Annotated in this window: 13 protein-coding genes, 1 pseudogene and 2 CRISPR repeat arrays; of the genes and pseudogenes, 1 reads left to right on the top strand and 13 read right to left on the bottom strand. The window is 66.9% G+C overall.

Annotated elements, in window-relative coordinates; translation table 11 throughout:
* Positions 1-51: 51 nt before the first annotated feature.
* Complete coding sequence (locus tag P7L68_RS01015) at positions 52-465, top strand: DUF2442 domain-containing protein (RefSeq protein ID WP_371999135.1); 414 nt, start codon at positions 52-54, stop codon at positions 463-465.
* Positions 466-718: 253 nt separating this feature from the next.
* Here the strand turns inward: P7L68_RS01015 and P7L68_RS01010 are convergent.
* From P7L68_RS01010 to P7L68_RS00950, 13 genes and pseudogenes are all read right to left on the bottom strand, one after another.
* A pseudogene (locus tag P7L68_RS01010) lies at positions 719-1,482 on the bottom strand (IS5 family transposase).
* 106 nt (positions 1,483-1,588) lie between these two features.
* Positions 1,589-3,135: direct repeats of the CRISPR family, unit length 29 nt; unit sequence GGGTCTATCCCCGCCCGTGCGGGGGAACC.
* Positions 3,136-3,185: 50 nt separating this feature from the next.
* On the bottom strand, positions 3,186-3,491 hold the full coding sequence (gene cas2e, locus P7L68_RS01005) for a type I-E CRISPR-associated endoribonuclease Cas2e (protein WP_062766044.1): 306 nt from the start codon (positions 3,489-3,491) through the stop codon (positions 3,186-3,188).
* Entirely contained in the window at positions 3,491-4,453 is a 963-nt protein-coding gene (gene cas1e, locus P7L68_RS01000) for a type I-E CRISPR-associated endonuclease Cas1e (RefSeq protein WP_371999134.1), read from the bottom strand. Before cas1e ends, cas2e begins: the two co-directional genes overlap by 1 nt.
* Positions 4,454-4,457: 4 nt before the next feature.
* On the bottom strand, positions 4,458-5,243 hold the full coding sequence (locus P7L68_RS00995) for a type I-E CRISPR-associated protein Cas6/Cse3/CasE (protein WP_371999133.1): 786 nt from the start codon (positions 5,241-5,243) through the stop codon (positions 4,458-4,460).
* A complete protein-coding gene (gene cas5e, locus P7L68_RS00990; protein ID WP_371999132.1) occupies positions 5,240-6,019 on the bottom strand; it encodes a type I-E CRISPR-associated protein Cas5/CasD in 780 nt (259 codons plus the stop codon). Before cas5e ends, P7L68_RS00995 begins: the two co-directional genes overlap by 4 nt.
* On the bottom strand, positions 6,016-7,164 hold the full coding sequence (gene cas7e, locus P7L68_RS00985) for a type I-E CRISPR-associated protein Cas7/Cse4/CasC (protein WP_371999131.1): 1,149 nt from the start codon (positions 7,162-7,164) through the stop codon (positions 6,016-6,018). Before cas7e ends, cas5e begins: the two co-directional genes overlap by 4 nt.
* Positions 7,164-7,742: a hypothetical protein gene (locus P7L68_RS00980; RefSeq protein WP_371999130.1), complete on the bottom strand. Its 579-nt coding sequence runs from the start codon at positions 7,740-7,742 to the stop codon at positions 7,164-7,166. The genes cas7e and P7L68_RS00980 overlap by 1 nt, the downstream gene beginning before the upstream one ends.
* Entirely contained in the window at positions 7,729-9,336 is a 1,608-nt protein-coding gene (locus P7L68_RS00975) for a CRISPR-associated protein Cse1 (RefSeq protein ID WP_371999129.1), read from the bottom strand. Before P7L68_RS00975 ends, P7L68_RS00980 begins: the two co-directional genes overlap by 14 nt.
* 155 nt (positions 9,337-9,491) lie before the next feature.
* Positions 9,492-12,128 carry a CRISPR-associated helicase Cas3' gene (gene cas3, locus P7L68_RS00970; protein WP_371999128.1) on the bottom strand — a complete coding sequence of 879 codons (2,637 nt, stop codon included), beginning with the start codon at positions 12,126-12,128 and terminating at the stop codon, positions 9,492-9,494.
* An 83-nt stretch (positions 12,129-12,211) separates the two neighbouring features.
* Positions 12,212-12,643, bottom strand: coding sequence for a type II toxin-antitoxin system HicB family antitoxin (locus P7L68_RS00965; RefSeq protein WP_371999127.1), 432 nt, complete (start codon positions 12,641-12,643; stop codon positions 12,212-12,214).
* A gap of 240 nt (positions 12,644-12,883) precedes the next feature.
* Entirely contained in the window at positions 12,884-13,141 is a 258-nt protein-coding gene (locus tag P7L68_RS00960) for a helix-turn-helix transcriptional regulator (protein ID WP_371999126.1), read from the bottom strand.
* 155 nt (positions 13,142-13,296) lie between these two features.
* Positions 13,297-14,362: direct repeats of the CRISPR family, unit length 29 nt; unit sequence GGGTCTATCCCCGCCCACGCGGGGGAACC.
* A gap of 85 nt (positions 14,363-14,447) precedes the next feature.
* Positions 14,448-14,858 (bottom strand): zincin-like metallopeptidase domain-containing protein, encoded by a 411-nt coding sequence (locus P7L68_RS00955; protein ID WP_371999125.1) that lies wholly within the window; start codon positions 14,856-14,858, stop codon positions 14,448-14,450.
* The gene (locus P7L68_RS00950; protein WP_371999124.1) at positions 14,788-15,000 is read right to left on the bottom strand and encodes an ArdC-like ssDNA-binding domain-containing protein; all 213 of its coding nucleotides are present in this window, start codon (positions 14,998-15,000) and stop codon (positions 14,788-14,790) included. The genes P7L68_RS00955 and P7L68_RS00950 overlap by 71 nt, the downstream gene beginning before the upstream one ends.
* Positions 15,001-15,290 lie beyond the last annotated feature (290 nt).

The raw sequence follows: 15,290 nt of genomic DNA, 5'->3' as shown, positions 1-15,290 counted from the left end.
GGTCTGAAACTTCTGCATAAACTCAACATATATGTGATGTGATATTCGGAGATGCAGAAATTCGCTCAAGCCGTGGCAAACGTGAAACTTCGATGGACATTGCCTGACATGACCCTTTCGGAGGAAGCATTCCCCCAAGCCGAGATCCGCACCCAGGAGCATCGTCAGGCGGGCTATGCCGTGGCCGCCCGCTACGATCGGCGCACGGGGCGTGTGGTGGTCAAGCTCAACACTGAGGTGCAGATCAGCTTTCCGCCGCGCCTGGCTGAGGGCCTGGCCGGCGCCGCGCCGGAAGACCTCGCCGTCATCGAAATCACCCCTTCGGGTCTGGGCCTTCACTGGCCGCGGCTCGATGCAGACCTCTATGTGTCCGGCCTCATGGCTGGTCAGCTCGGATCCAAGCGCTGGATGGCCGCTCAGCTCGGCGCGGCCGGAGGCCGCGTACGTAGAGCCCCGCGAAGGTAGCCAGCGCTCGTGAAAATGGCCGCAAAGGCGGCCGCCCCCCAAAGTATCACCCTCCCCGGCTTAAGCCCGGGGCGAGGGCAGAGTCTCGCCTTTCAACGGCAGTCTCTTCCAGCACTCCCCGCGGTTCATATATTCCTCAAAACACAAAGTATGGCTTAGCGAATCTTGGAAAATCCGAACGCGACATCGGTTTAAAAATGTCACAAAATACTAAGTATGAATATGCATTCTGGCAAAAAACTAGGGCGTAGACTCATAAGCTCAGGCACCAGATCCTCGCGGCCACGAGCTTGACGGCGGCGAGATAGTTCTCCGGTCGCTTGTCGTAGCGAGTGGCGATACCGCGGAACTGCTTGATCCGGTTGAAGAACCGTTCGACGAGGTTCCGCTGCCGATAGACCCAGCGGGAGAAAGCGAAGCTACCCTTGCGGTTGGTCTTCGGCGGAATGTTGGCCCAGGCCTTCCGCTCGGCAGCCTTGGCGCGAATGGCGTTGCTGTCGTAGCCCTTGTCGGCCAGCAGGATATCGCCTTCGCGAAGGTTGTCGATCAGCACTTCGGCCTCGGTGCAGTCGGCCACCTGACCGGCGGTCAGGTGGAGGGTGACAGGACGGCCTTCGGCATCGACGAGCGCGTGGATCTTGCTGGTGAGCCCGCCACGGGAACGTCCCATGCCGCCATCGTCTCCATCCCCCTTTTTCCCGTGGCCGCGTGCTGGTGAACGCGAACACAGGTCGAGTCGATCATGACGATATCGCCGTCGTAAGCCTTGGAAACCGCTTCGAGAAATCGATCCCAGACACCGGCCTTCCGCCAGCGGACGAAGCGATTGTAGCAGGTGGTCGATGGGCCATAGCGTTCTGGAACTTCCGCCCAGGGGGAACCCGTTCTGAAGCGCCAGAGAATGCCGTTCAGAACGCGACGATCATCAACCCGAGGAACACCGCGCGGCTTGTTTGGCAGTAGCGGCGAGATGATCGACCATTCGTGGTCGGTGAGTTCATAGCGGCGGCGCGTCATTCAAAGCTCCCTCATTCGGAAGCCTTGAATCACAGCTGCCAAAAAACGCCAAGCGAATTTATGAGTTTACCGCCTGGGTCGCAGCCGACGGGGCGTACCAGTCCCAGGGTCTATCCCCGCCCGTGCGGGGGAACCCCTAGCTGCTTGAGGCGCCGCAGGCGGCTCCGGGGTCTATCCCCGCCCGTGCGGGGGAACCTGGTTCGCTCTTGCCAGTCAGTTCAGCCCATAGGGTCTATCCCCGCCCGCGCGGGGGAACCACTGTGCGGGAGACGATCGTATGCGGCTCCATGGGTCTATCCCCGCCCGCGCGGGGGAACCACGGCATCTGACGGAGTACGCACAATGCCGCAGGGTCTATCCCCGCCCGCGCGGGGGAACCGCCAGCCGCGGCCGGCCACCGCCACATCAAAAGGGTCTATCCCCGCCCGCGCGGGGGAACCAGGCAACACGGGCACGGTCCAGCTGCACGGTATGGTCTATCCCCGCCCGCGCGGGGGAACCACCACATAGGCCCGCGCAGCCGCATCGTCAGAGGGTCTATCCCCGCCCGCGCGGGGGAACCCGGAGCCGGCCGGCCATGTAAGAGCTGCGGATGGGTCTATCCCCGCCCGCGCGGGGGAACCGCGGTATAGCCGGTCGGGTCGAGCAGCGCCGGGGGTCTATCCCCGCCCGCGCGGGGGAACCATCGCCATGCCGGACGTCCCGGACAGCGGGGCGGGTCTATCCCCGCCCGCGCGGGGGAACCGGCGCCGCACGCACGGCTGCGCCATAGGCGAGGGGTCTATCCCCGCCCGTGCGGGGGAACCGGCGTGCGGACAACGTCCTGGACCCGCGAACTAGGTCTATCCCCGCCCGTGCGGGGGAACCCGGCCCCCGAAGGCCCTCTTGCGCTGCAAATGCGGTCTATCCCCGCCCGTGCGGGGGAACCTGATCTTCTCTGCGCCCCATGGCATCTGCGACGGGTCTATCCCCGCCCGTGCGGGGGAACCACGTTTTCAGCGATGATTGTGCGCTCGTCGAAGGGTCTATCCCCGCCCGTGCGGGGGAACCTGTAATCTTACCCTCAAGCATTGCGGGGTCTATCCCCGCCCGTGCGGGGGAACCCTGGAGCGACCGCGAGGACTGACCCCCCGGACGGGTCTATCCCCGCCCGTGCGGGGGAACCCTGCCGGTATGGCAGGTCGTGCTTGAGCGTCCGGGTCTATCCCCGCCCGTGCGGGGGAACCCTGGACCAGGGCGAGTATCGCAAGGCGGCGCAGGGTCTATCCCCGCCCGTGCGGGGGAACCGGACAGCGGCGATGTCGTGTAGGCCTGGGCGACGGTCTATCCCCGCCCGTGCGGGGGAACCATCGAGAGCCGCACCCTTGGCAGCCTCAAGGCGGGTCTATCCCCGCCCGTGCGGGGGAACCGTCTTGCGGGTCTCGTAGCAGATCCCCAACACGGGTCTATCCCCGCCCGTGCGGGGGAACCACATAGCTGGCCGGGGCCGGATCGGCGTCCGCGGGTCTATCCCCGCCCGTGCGGGGGAACCTGCGCCACCGGTACTCTTCAATGCCGGCTTCGGGGTCTATCCCCGCCCGTGCGGGGGAACCCGTCTGAGTGGCCATATGGGCGAGATGGCGCCGGGTCTATCCCCGCCCGTGCGGGGGAACCCCTGACCCTCAATTCCTTGAAATCATTCACTTCATCAAAAGAGCTGGCGATCACCCCTTCCGCAAGAGGCGCCGGACCAGGAGCATCCCATCATGCGATACGATGTCCTTTGGCGGCTCCCCGAGGGCGCTGAGGCCCAGGCCGCCATGGGCGGCGCTGTCGGCCCAGGTCATGACGATACTGCCCCGCTGGAGATGGCCGTACCACTCTTCGAGCACAGACCAGATCCGCTGCCGGACGCCGGCATTCATGCGCGGATGAGCATAAACCCCCGGTGACAGTTCGAGCATCACGGAGCCGAGAAATCCCCGGTATCGGCCCTCCACATCGCGGGTGACCACCACGACCATGGGCATCAGCCGTCATCCTCTACGCGGAGGTCATCCTTCACACGTTCATCATCTTTCGCCTGAGCATCTTTCGCCTGATCATCTTTAGCCTGGGCATCTTTCCCTTGGGCATCGACCGCGAGCAGGCTCTTGATGCGGTCGATCATCAGCGGGATCACCGATTTCTGCCGAAAGAGCTGTGCGGCCCGCCGGCGAACGATCCGCTCGATCGGATCATGGGTCTTGAGCGCATCCCGGGCGGCCCCGAAGGCAATCTCCAGCACAAGATCGTGACGATGGAGATCCGCGATATCGAGGACGAAGGACTGCCCTGAATCCTCGTGAATGAACCCCAGCTGCGGAATTGCGCCGACGGCCGCCACAGCAACGGCGGCGGCTGAACTCATCGCCGTTGCGGCATGGTTGATCGCCTGGTTGGGGAGGTCTCCCGCCTCGGGATTGGCACGGTCGTAGCGGCGCCCGTGCCATGATACCCCGAAGCGCTGTGCGGCCAGCGCATAGCTCTGCTTGATCCGCGCGCCCTCCTGCCCCCGCAGGACATCGATGTCGCGGGTCCGCACGATCTCGCCGAAGCGCAGCGCATACATCGCCCGCGCAACCTCCATCCGGCGCGCGGGATCGGCCCAGGCCGCGACCTGGGCACGGGCGACGGCGGAGCTGTCGGGCAGAAGCGGCGGCGCTGTATAGAAGCGCACGGCCCCCTCGCCAATAGCTGCAAGCGCGCAGCCATGGCGGGCGAGGAGGCGGAGGGCATCATGGGTGACGCTGGAGCCAGGCCCCAGCAGCACGATAGAGATCGCCTGATGGGGAATCTGGTAATCCCCCGCCGCAAGCTCACCGCCGCCGGCGGTCACGAAGCGCAGACAGCCATCCTCCACCTCCAGACGCCCACGATCGAGCCAGACCAGGCCGTGCCGGTCCAGATGCGGAATGCGGGCCTTCTCCAGCCCCAGACGACCGCTGAGCATAAGATCACCCGTCCCGGCCCGGCGGCCTGAGCAGAAGCATGCCGTAACCATAGGCCCGATGCCGGCCGAGGCCGCGGGCGAGCAGTGCGGCGAAGGCTTCGGGATCGGTGATCACGAGCGTGCCATGGAGGATCGCATCCGGCCCCTCCGGCGCCCGGCCGGTCCTGGCCAGGCGGCGGCGTTCGAAGCCGGCGAGCCGGGTTCCCGCCTCCAGCTGCGCCGCAGTGCCGATCTGTTCAGCCAGCCAGTCGGCATAGACCGCCTCCCGGCTGCGCCCGGCCCGGAGCATGGCCTCGTCCCGGGCGCCTTCCGGAAAGCGGCGCAGGGCCTCGACCAGGAAGGCATCGAGTTCGGCACCGGGTGCGAAGGCATCGCCATCGGCGCGCGGCAGCGGCCGGGAAATCCGACGCACCGGCCGGACCCTGACATCGAAGCCGAACCGACGTCCGGCTGTCCAGTGGCCGGGCATCGGCTTGCCCTGGATCCGGTCGAGATCCACCACCGCTTCGATCTCGGGCATGGCGCAGGCCCTGGCCGTCTCGGTCAGGGCCGCGGCATCGGTCGTGGCATAGGCATAGAGACTGCCCCGCTCTCCGCCGGCCATCGGAAACAGGCGGAACGGCTGAAGAACCCCCTGGCCGAAGGTCTCGGCCAGCAGATGGTGCAGGGCACGCCCTTCATCGAAGGTCTGGCGCACGCCCCGGCCGGCCCAGCCGCGATCGCGCCCGGCTGCCCAGCGGCCGAGTTCATCGAGATGCAGCGTGAGCCGGATGAAGTGGAGATCGGTCATGGCGCGCCCCCCTGCTGCACGGCGGCCGGCGCCATCTGTGCCGTCACCCGGCCTTCCACGACCATCCGGGTGCCGCCATGCAGGCCGGTCAGCCAGTTGCGCAGATCGGCGAGCGCCACCACACGGTCGGCATCCGGCCGGTCGGACGGGCCGTCACCCACCGGCCAGAGCGCCCGGCAGTCCCCGGAGGTGTACACCGCCGGCACGCATCCCAGGGCAGCATGGGCCGTGGCGGCCTTGACCCGCCCCTGCGCGATCGGCCCGACCGGCAGGCAGGGCTTGCGGCCGATGAACAGCGGCCGGGCCGGCCGGTGGAAGGCCGCCTCGATCTCCTCGATGTGAAGACTGTCCGCCCCCGGCCCCCGATCCTCCGGACGATCCGCAAGCCGGAGGACGACGGTGACGCAGAGATCGGCCAGATAGTCGCGCTGGCGACGATGGGGGGCCGCATAGCTGGCCCCGTCACGGCCTTCCGGCTGGCCCCATGTGGTCCAGCCGCGATCGGTTTTGCCGAGCTGGGCATTCTGCATGTCGGTGAGCCGCGCCGGCACCGGTTCCGCATCGCGCCGGGCCGCGAAGATCAGCCGGTCCTGCAGGTTCTGGTGCCGGGCCGTATCGGTCCGGTGCCAGCCCAGGGCATTGCCGATCAGACCGGTGAGCATCGAGGCTGCCGGGAAGTCACGGGTGACACCGACCTGGTCGATTGCCACCCCACCGAACGCCACCATCGGCGCTTCCAGCCGCAGCACCAGCCAGTCATGGCCGGCCGGCGTCATGCCGCAGCCTCCGGTGCTGCATCCACGACCCGCTCCCCGGCCCAGGAAGCGATCGTCCTGAGCGAGCCCTGCTCGCCGCCCGCCGCCAAAGCCACGCCGAGGGAAAGATGGCACCGCGCCTCCCCCGTCTCATAGGCCCGATCCATACGGCCCAGCTCGTCATCGAGGGCGGTGATGGCCTGGTCGAGATCCGACCCGGACAGCGCCGTCCGGAAGGCCCCGGCCAGGCTGCGCGGCTGGCGGTCACCGGCCTCGATCAGCATCAGCCCCGCGCGGCCATAGGGCGCGGTCGAGCCCAGCTTGGCCCCCGGCGACACTTCGGCCACCAGATGCACCAGATGCTCGACTACACGGCCGGCCAGGGCCGCATCATCGCCGCAATTTTTGATCAGCAGGGGCAGATCGACCACGACATAGCCGTAGAACAGGCCCGAGGTCAGCTCGGTTTCCTGGATGGTGTCGGCGCCATGATCCTGGCCCGGCTCCCAAAGATCGTCGACGGCGGTGAAATAGTCGCTCTCGGTCTCTTCACCATGGACGGTGAAGGCATGGGCGACATGGATCGGGGCGTCGAGATTGGCGGCCGGGTCGGAGGTGACCATCCGCCCGAACAGAGCCGCTGCGAGCCCGCCCGGCAGCGCGGTCTGCTCGCGCAGCACCTTCAGATTGTCCTTCACCGATTTCGCCCACTCGGTCACCACGGCCTTGGCCTCGGCCGGATCACCTGCCGCAGCCTCGGCCAGCCGGACGGCCTCTGCCGCCAGCCAGTCGATCTCGGGCGCACCCAGCAGCAGCGTCTGACGGTTCTTTCGGTCGGCGCCCTTGTCGCCATAGACCGCCTTCTGGATTTCGGCCTCAAGGGCCTTCACGACCTCGGCCGGAAACCGTCCGTCGAGCGGCCGCAGGACCTTCTTGGTCACCAGCTCGCGGGAGCGGAACGAGTCGACGAAGCCGTCGAGCTTCGCCAGCGCATGGGGGTCGCTTTCCTCGATCCGCCAGTGCCGCTTCAGGCACTGCGAGGAAACCCGGGTCCGCATCACACCCCCATAGGGCAGACGCTTGGCGAGGCCGCTGTCATCGCGATTGAGCAGGACCGCGGTATAGGCATGAAGGCTGTGGATCTGAATGAAACGGGGCGCGGACATCAGGCAGTCGCTTTCTGCTGTGCTGAACGGGTGGCCTGGTCGAGACGGCGGTAATAGTCGCGGGCGATGTCGTTGAGCCGGGCGGTGTCGTCGGGACGCAGGGCAAGCATGAGCAGCTCGCCGCAATCGATGCCGAGAGCGGGGCTGCGCCTGCGAGCGATGCCGCGCAACATCCGGTCGAGCGCATCGCCCCGTCCGCGCGCCGGCATCGCCAGGAACCGGGCCAGACGGTCTTCCGATATCACCGGTTGGGGGGCGCCGCCTCTGGAGGCCCATTCACCGTCACCGCCATCGCAGAGCACGGCGCCCAGAGGACGATCCGTCTTGTGGAGGGTGACCTTGTCGGTCTCTCCCGCCGGCACCAGCAGGGCCATCTGCCGCACGACACGGCGCAGAACCGCCTGTTTCTCCTCGGACCAGTGGATGAAACCCGCGACCGTCACCAGCCGCCAATAGGCCGGGGGGGCCGGCGTGTCCGGCTCCATGCGGCGGAGGGCGGCCCGGTCGCCGCCGTCGAATTTCAGGAGCTGAGCGGACAGCGTCGCGACCTGCGCCGCGAAAGTGTCAGGCTGCGACATCATCGTCATCCCTGGGGCTGGGGCTGGTGGAGATGAAGGGGAAACGTTTGCGCATCCCGGCACTGAACAGCTCCCGCGCCCTGGCTTCCGCCCGTGGTCGCCGGATCGACGGGCACGGGATCTCCGGCAATGCCGCCTCGAAGATCCGGACCGCGTGATCATGAAGCGCCGTCACGAAGGCCTGCCGGGCGGCCTCCGCTGCGGCATCGCCGTCGGCTTTGCCGCCGGCATCGGTTCTGGCTTCGAACCGTTTCCAGAGGTGCTCGAAGAACAGCCCGTCTGCAACGTCACGCAGCGCCGCCCGCGCCGGTGTGGTGTATTCGTAGGTTTCCTTCTTGATCCGCTCGTGATCACCGCCCGCCGCCACCAGGACCAGGGCGTTGCGGAGCGCCTGGCTCATATCGTCGATGTCCTTGACCTGGGCCCGGGAAAGGACGACCAGATCCTCATGCGCCGGCCCACGCCCGAATGCCCGTGCCACCTTGCCGCTGAGCGGGATGATCCGCGACTTGAAGCCTTCGGTCTTGCTGTTGCCACGCGACAGCGCCTGCGCGATCACAGCCATGGTCTGCTTCTTCTCGGCCTCGGAGGGACGTGCCAGGAGCGGGAGCTGCCACTCCTGCGAGGTCTCCGGCAGCAGCAGTTTAACCAGCGTCTCGTAGTCGAAATTTCCACTGGAAAGAGTGAAGCTCTTCTGCTCGACCACATGCACCGGTGCCCAGGGGTCACCAAGCATGCCCTTCATGTGCTTGCCGTCGATACGGGGCGCCTTGGACGTGCCCTTGCGGGCGCGAAACCCGTCGCCGGCCGGCTCCAGCCGGATACGCCGGCACGCCTCGACGAACCAGATATCGAGGCGGTCGAGCGCAAGCTGCCGGCCTTCCGGCCAGGGGGCCGTCCAGGTGAGACCCAGCCCGCCCGATGCCGGATAGAGCACGCCGATCTCGGGCGCCTGATCGCGCGTCGCCAGCAGGCGTTCGACATCCCGCCGGAACCGGGCCCCCAGCCGCGGCCAGCGCGCGGCATGCCCGTCGGGCAAGGGGGCCAGTCCGAGCATCGGGCGCGAGGACGACCCGCCATTCATCCGGACGATGCCGTGATTGCCGGCCCCGCCATAACCTTCCGAGGTCTGGACCGAGATCAGCGCATAGGCCCAGTCCTCCGCCGCATGGCGCCGGGCGACAGCCTGTTTCAGATCGTGATTGCGCGAGGTGATCAGCAGATCGATCCCGTCGGGCGTCGGAACCTCGTTCTTCAGCACCAGCCCGTCCGGCACCGGCGGCTGAAAGAAAGCGGGCTTCGCCGGGTCGGCCACCACCAGACACCAGGGGGCATCGTCCGGATGCTCGGGCGTCAGGCCACGCAGCACGACCCGCCAGCCCTCTTCATCCGCCGGCAGCGTCGTCAACCCCGCCTGATGCAGGCCAAGAGCCGCGATCTGCACCAGCGTCATGTGCAGGGCCGGTTCCTGATGTGGCCGGAGCGCCGGCAGATCGTCCACCTCGTCGGCTCCAAGTGCCGCGAGCAGACCCGGCAGGGTGCAGGGGCCGAGGGGATTGACGGTAAAGACTTCGTTTTCAAGGAGATTTGGCATGAGCGTAAGGCTCCGAATGGTGTGCCCCACCGAGGCGGGGAAACCGTTCGATCAAAGAGAAATAAGGGCTATCCCGCAGAAGCGGGGAACCGATCGGCGTGACAGGTTCATATTCTGTCACGATCCTATTCATGCATATATGATCTAATCAATAACTATTTTTCTTTATAAACGCCGCGCCTGTCATAAAGCAGCGCCGCGTCACCCGTTCTGATGCGCAGACCGGTCGGTTCGATATCGATCATGGGAGTCTGTAGCAGATCCGGCCCATGCCAATGCGCCGGCAGCACCACCTCCGACACCAGCGCCCCGAACGGCCCGGGAGCCGGCTCCGGAAACACGATCCGGGCGCCTTCCTCGCCGAGGCGGGTGCGGATGCGCTCTTCATCCTTGGCCGGGAAAGGATCCAGATCCAGCCAGTCCTGATCGGTCCGGATCGTCACCATGCCGGCGCCGAGCGTCTTCGCGATGTCTGCGCCGGTCACCCTATTGCGATACCGCGCCCAGCGGTCATCATTTCCCTCGCCGTGGAGGCGGTCGATACGATCGGGATGGGTCGCCTGTTCCACCAGATAGCGGTTCATCGCCGGGATTTCCCAGACCGGATGATCGAGGATCAGACGGCGGGTCAGCTCCAGGATCGACAGGTCGCGATAGATCCCCTGAAGAACACCATCCTTCACCCAGCCGCCGAGACCGTTCTCGAAAGCCGGCGCCAGCAGAGGGGAGAGGCCGTCCGCTGGAACCATCACCCGGCAGCGGGGCCGTTCGAACCCCGCCGGCCGCCACAGCAGATGGCGATGCAGCCGGCCGAGACGCTGCAACAGCACGTCGATCGGGCACAGATCGGTCAGCAGCAGATCGGCATCGATATCCAGGCTCTGTTCCAATGTCTGGGTGCCGATGACGATCACGCCCCCCGGGCGGCGGTCATCGGGGGAGAGGGCGGCTTCGACCGCCTGATCGAGCAGAACCCGATCCTCGGCCGCAAAGCGGCCATGATGAAGGGCCGGGCCGCCGGCAAGCTGCATGAGCAGGTCGGGGGTCTCCTGGTCGGGGGTCTCCTGGTCTTCGGCCCCACGGTCTGCATCCTGGGCGTCACGGATCGCCGTCCAGCAATCGACGGCGGCATCCACCGTGTTGCGGATGACCAGCACCCGTGCGCCGGCGCGGGCGGCGGCAAGCGCTTCCGCCGCAACCGCCGCCGCCTCCATGCCCGGCATCAGGCTGATCGAGACCTGCTTGGGCCGACCATCGGCCGGGACGGCTTCGGGCGCCTGGATGGTGTTGCGCCAGACGGCCGGATAGGGAGCCTCCACTGCCTGGTCGAGGTCCGGCAGGCGCCGTTTCAGCCATTGGCTGCGGGCCACGGCACCAAGCGTTGCCGACATCAGCAGGGCATGGCCGCCGCGCTCCAGATGATGATCGAGCAGACGCGTCTGGATCCCGGTCATATAGGCGTCGCTGGCATGCACTTCGTCGATCACCAGCAGGCTGCGGGCCAGGGCAGCGCCGCGCAGATGGGCATGCTTGACCTTGAGCGCCGCCATCATCGCCTGATCGACGGTACCGACCGCGACCATGGCGGCAAGATACCGGCGGCCGCTCTCCGCCGCCCAGCGGGCGAGCAGCCGCCCTTCATCGGCATCCTGTTCATCATCCCAGCGGACGCGCCAGTCGGGCAGCGCCATGCCGGTGGCGGTGCCCGAGCGCATATAGCCCGGCACGGCCAGCACGGCCTCGGGCGCCGCCGCCCCGAACACCCGGTCCAGCGCCTTCTGAACGCGGCGATGGAGCTGGACGGCCGCAGCACGGGTCGGCAGGGCGAAATAGAGGCTGTCGACCGCGCCGCGTTCAAACAGCCGGATGAACCGCCAGAGGGCGGCCTCGGTCTTGCCCGACCCGGTCTCCGCCTCCAGGATCACCAGCCGCTCATCGCCGTCGATCCGGGCCGCGGCCGCCTGGGCCGGGCGCGGCAGATCGAAGCCGGTCAGATGCGTGAAGCTGGTCCGGTCGCTGACCAGCGGCTGCAAACCCTGCACATCGAGACCGATCCGCCCCATGGCATCGGCGGCCACATGCCGGGCCCGCGCGGCATAGGCCGGGTCCAGCGCGTCCACAAAGGGAAAGAGGCGCCGGTCCGACCCGATCCAATCGGCCAGGGCGACCAGGCCGGCATAGAAATGTTGAAAGGCCGGCCGGTCGGGCAGATCCTCCCCACCCTCGGGCCAGGCCAGCGGAAACCAGCGCCGGAGCATCGCCCCGATCTCCCGGGCCGATTGCAGCGGATCATAGATGCCCTGCGCGGTCTTCACGGGCGGCCAGGGGGTGTCCCAGCTCTCCGGCGGCCGGAACGGGCGGCCGTGATGAGAGATGGAGGCCAGGAGCAGCGCCTCGGTACTCTCCCCCCACGAGGCCAGCAGATCCGCCATCAATTCGGTCCCCGCCGGTTCAAGCGGGCCGCGGCTGAAGATTCCGGCGCCTTCGAAAACATGCCCGCCCCGCGGCACGGGCCAGGTCAGATCGGGCCAGCCCTTGCCCTGAAATCCCGGGCTCAACTTGCCGGCGTCATGCAGGAAGCAAAGCACCGCCAGCCTGGCCATCACGATCGGGGAGAGCCGCCACCCGGCTGCGGCATCGAGCCGTGCCTTGAGGACGGGCAGAGCGGTCATGGCCTCGAAACAGGCCGCGACATCCATGCAGTGATGGGCGAGATGATGGCGCACGCCCTCTCTGGTATCCGCCTTCCCCCAGGGGGCGAGCTGCGTCGATGTCATATCCGACCTGAACATGTAAGGCATCCGCCACCAGTTTACGCGAAATGCCCGACCTGTCGTCTGACTTTCAGAGCACCTGCCGCCCGATAACCGGGGCGTCAGACGGCAATGATATGCAGTTGTATGCGCAACCCGACCACGCCGAGCGCGCGTTCGAGCTGATCGAGCCGCGAACGGTGCCGCAGGTCGAGCAGGCGCCGGACCAGGCTTTCATCCACACCGATGCGGCGGGCCAACGCGGACTTGCTGATATCCTGTGCCCGCATGGCGTCATGAAGGGCGAGTTTCGCCGCGACCAGCGGCGGCAGGTCCACCATCACCTGACCGGGCCGGGGTGCCGACGGCATGGGGATCGGGTCACCACGCCCGATCCAGACCTCGATCCCTGCCACCAGAGCATCCGCCACATTGCGGAGCGCGTCCGCCATGTCGTGCCCCCAGGTGGTGACACCGGGAACATCCGGCGCCTGGGCGGTGACGGCACTGCCGTCGGCTTCCGGGGTGAGATCGATGGGATAGGCGTAATGCATGGCGATGCTCCCCCGGATCAGATCATGTGAGGCGGAAACCAGGTGCCGGCAACCAAGAGCCGCAGATCGCCGCAGCCGGGTTCATCTTGCAGGCCCCGGGCGGCGGCACCATCCTCTCTCTGCCGGGCGGCTGAGGCGCCGACGCCCTCGGTAGGTCGCACGGTACGGGCGGGTCCGGTCGGCCGGATCCGCCCTCGCCCTTGCGTGTGCGGAAGAACCGGTGATGCGGGAGCGGAACGGTCAGGCTTCGCCACGGATCAGGGCCGTGATGTCGAGAGCTTCGCGGCGGACGGATGCGGTGGCGCGCATCGGGTCGCGATGTTCCACGGCCGCGGTAAGCGACAGGCGCTCCAGGGCCAGAATGTGGATGATCCGGACAGGGGTGGTGCCGGCCTCGATGTCGATGATGGTGCGGCGGCCCATGCCCAGGGCTTCCGCAAGCTGCGCCTGGGTGTAGCCCAATGCCTTACGAAGGGCTGAGAATTCTGAGGGGGTCATATTATGGGCACCTTCGGATCGTGAGATATTGCCGGGAGATAGAGCTTGAAGCTCATGGTGTCCCTCTTGGGCCTGAGTGTCAGACACCCCAAGAATGTCCGTAAATCGCATTTTATTAAATAATCAAAGTGCGGTTTCTGTATTTGCTTCTGGGCGGGTCTATCCCCGCCCGTGCGGGGGAACCCAAGTCCAAGACCGGGGGCTTCTTAGGCCGCAGGGTCTATCCCCGCCCACGCGGGGGAACCGATGAATTCCGCGACATCGCGGAAGATATCAAGGGTCTATCCCCGCCCACGCGGGGGAACCGGCGTCGACGGGCAAGGCATGGGCCGCCCGCTGGGTCTATCCCCGCCCACGCGGGGGAACCGCCATCGAGCCCGGCGCCTATGGAGACTGTTGGGGTCTATCCCCGCCCACGCGGGGGAACCAAACGGCGGGTCAGTGCCACTTCTCGCGATTTAGGTCTATCCCCGCCCACGCGGGGGAACCAAATCCTCGGCCGGGACGCCGGCCGTGCGATCGGGTCTATCCCCGCCCACGCGGGGGAACCACGCTGACCGCGCGCGTCCGTGCGCTCGCGCGGGGTCTATCCCCGCCCACGCGGGGGAACCGACATGCCGAGCGCCAGAGACTGCCCGATATCGGGTCTATCCCCGCCCACGCGGGGGAACCCTGATCCCATGAACACCACCAGCGCCCTGATCGGGTCTATCCCCGCCCACGCGGGGGAACCGAGTGAAAGATGGCTCAGGTCAAGAGCTTTAAGGGTCTATCCCCGCCCACGCGGGGGAACCGATAGCGCTACCGCGTCGACCTCGCGCCGGCCGGGTCTATCCCCGCCCACGCGGGGGAACCCGCCAAGCGCTGCGGGGCCGCTGCGTAGTACAGGGTCTATCCCCGCCCACGCGGGGGAACCAGGTACGCCACGCAGCTTGCCAGTCAAAATCGGGGTCTATCCCCGCCCACGCGGGGGAACCGAGGTGCCTTCCGAGGCGCTCGACGGCCATCAGGGTCTATCCCCGCCCACGCGGGGGAACCGCCGTGGCCTGCGCGCATCGAGACGGCTCATGGGGTCTATCCCCGCCCACGCGGGGGAACCGAGGCTGATGGCGATGCTGTAAAACGGGACGCGGGTCTATCCCCGCCCACGCGGGGGAACCGCCTTGTCGTCGCGGGCTGCCGCTTCGCCCGCGGGTCTATCCCCGCCCACGCGGGGGAACCCCTTACCTTCAACTCATTGAAATTACTTGAACTCACCCCAAAGAACAAGCTGGTCCCTGCAGTGCATGCATCTCATGGTATTCGATCAGAACCTTGACGGCCTCAGTCTACCAGAATTCATCCGATCGACACCGGCCCTTCGGACGGAGATTTTAAGACAGGTCGCGCTCCCATGCCCGTCACTATCCTTCCGCCCATCATATGGCTGCGCAACAGCCTGCCCCGCCCCCGATGCCGTCGCCTGCTGCGCATGGAGATAGTCGATCGCCCGTGCCGCAAAACGCGCGGCCTGGAAGATCGCAGGCTTGTCTGCCCTGAGCACATCGAGCCAGCGGGCGAGATAGGCGGCATGGTCCTCGCGCGGCGTGAGTGCAACGCCCGGATCCGCGCACAGGAAGGCCGCGCCAGGCTCGGCAACCGGCTCTTCACGGGCGTAAGCCTGATCGGCGAAGCGCCGGCCGGGTCTCTGCGTCCTCGCCCGTCTCCGGATCGACATCGGTACGGGTGAGGGCAGAGCTGTAGACGACCGTGGTCCCGCTCTCCCCCCCCTCGACGAACCGTGCCGCCTTCCGCCCCATATCCATTAAGAATCCGGCCCGCCGGAAGGTGATCCAGGTCGGCGCATGATAGCCGCGCATGAGGCTCGGCTCCCACAGAATGGGGGTGTTGATCCCACGATAGGACGCATCCAGGGCCGCACACCCGTCTCAAGCTGCGCCACGATCCGGGCGGTCACCTCGGCGTGAAGATCCTGCTTCATGGTCTCCTCCGTCTTGATGTGTCGGTCGATTTCATCGACCGACACCGACCAGGTGGCGAACGAAGGAGGGGAAGCGGCGCTTGCCCCTTGCGCCGCGGGGAACCTGGGTTCCTCTATCTTATAAGTAGATCGATACACTCACAGTATATGATTACACTATATCCTTGA

The sequence above is a fragment of the Tistrella mobilis genome (assembly GCF_041468085.1).
Classification (GTDB): Bacteria; Pseudomonadota; Alphaproteobacteria; order Tistrellales; family Tistrellaceae; genus Tistrella; species Tistrella mobilis_A.
This window is presented reverse-complemented; position numbering and strand designations above follow the sequence as displayed.

Bases quoted from the DNA above. Each gene is read 5' to 3' on its own strand.
- P7L68_RS01015 (WP_371999135.1), top strand. From the start codon at position 52: ATGCAGAAATTCGCTCAAGCCGTGGCAAACGTGAAACTTCGATGGACA.
- cas2e (WP_062766044.1), bottom strand. From the start codon at position 3,491: ATGCCCATGGTCGTGGTGGTCACCCGCGATGTGGAGGGCCGATACCGG.
- cas1e (WP_371999134.1), bottom strand. From the start codon at position 4,453: ATGCTCAGCGGTCGTCTGGGGCTGGAGAAGGCCCGCATTCCGCATCTG.
- P7L68_RS00995 (WP_371999133.1), bottom strand. From the start codon at position 5,243: ATGACCGATCTCCACTTCATCCGGCTCACGCTGCATCTCGATGAACTC.
- cas5e (WP_371999132.1), bottom strand. From the start codon at position 6,019: ATGACGCCGGCCGGCCATGACTGGCTGGTGCTGCGGCTGGAAGCGCCG.
- cas7e (WP_371999131.1), bottom strand. From the start codon at position 7,164: ATGTCCGCGCCCCGTTTCATTCAGATCCACAGCCTTCATGCCTATACC.
- P7L68_RS00980 (WP_371999130.1), bottom strand. From the start codon at position 7,742: ATGTCGCAGCCTGACACTTTCGCGGCGCAGGTCGCGACGCTGTCCGCT.
- P7L68_RS00975 (WP_371999129.1), bottom strand. From the start codon at position 9,336: ATGCCAAATCTCCTTGAAAACGAAGTCTTTACCGTCAATCCCCTCGGC.
- cas3 (WP_371999128.1), bottom strand. From the start codon at position 12,128: ATGTTCAGGTCGGATATGACATCGACGCAGCTCGCCCCCTGGGGGAAG.
- P7L68_RS00965 (WP_371999127.1), bottom strand. From the start codon at position 12,643: ATGCATTACGCCTATCCCATCGATCTCACCCCGGAAGCCGACGGCAGT.
- P7L68_RS00960 (WP_371999126.1), bottom strand. From the start codon at position 13,141: ATGACCCCCTCAGAATTCTCAGCCCTTCGTAAGGCATTGGGCTACACC.
- P7L68_RS00955 (WP_371999125.1), bottom strand. From the start codon at position 14,858: ATGTCGATCCGGAGACGGGCGAGGACGCAGAGACCCGGCCGGCGCTTC.
- P7L68_RS00950 (WP_371999124.1), bottom strand. From the start codon at position 15,000: ATGCGCGGCTATCATGCGCCGACCTGGATCACCTTCCGGCGGGCCGGA.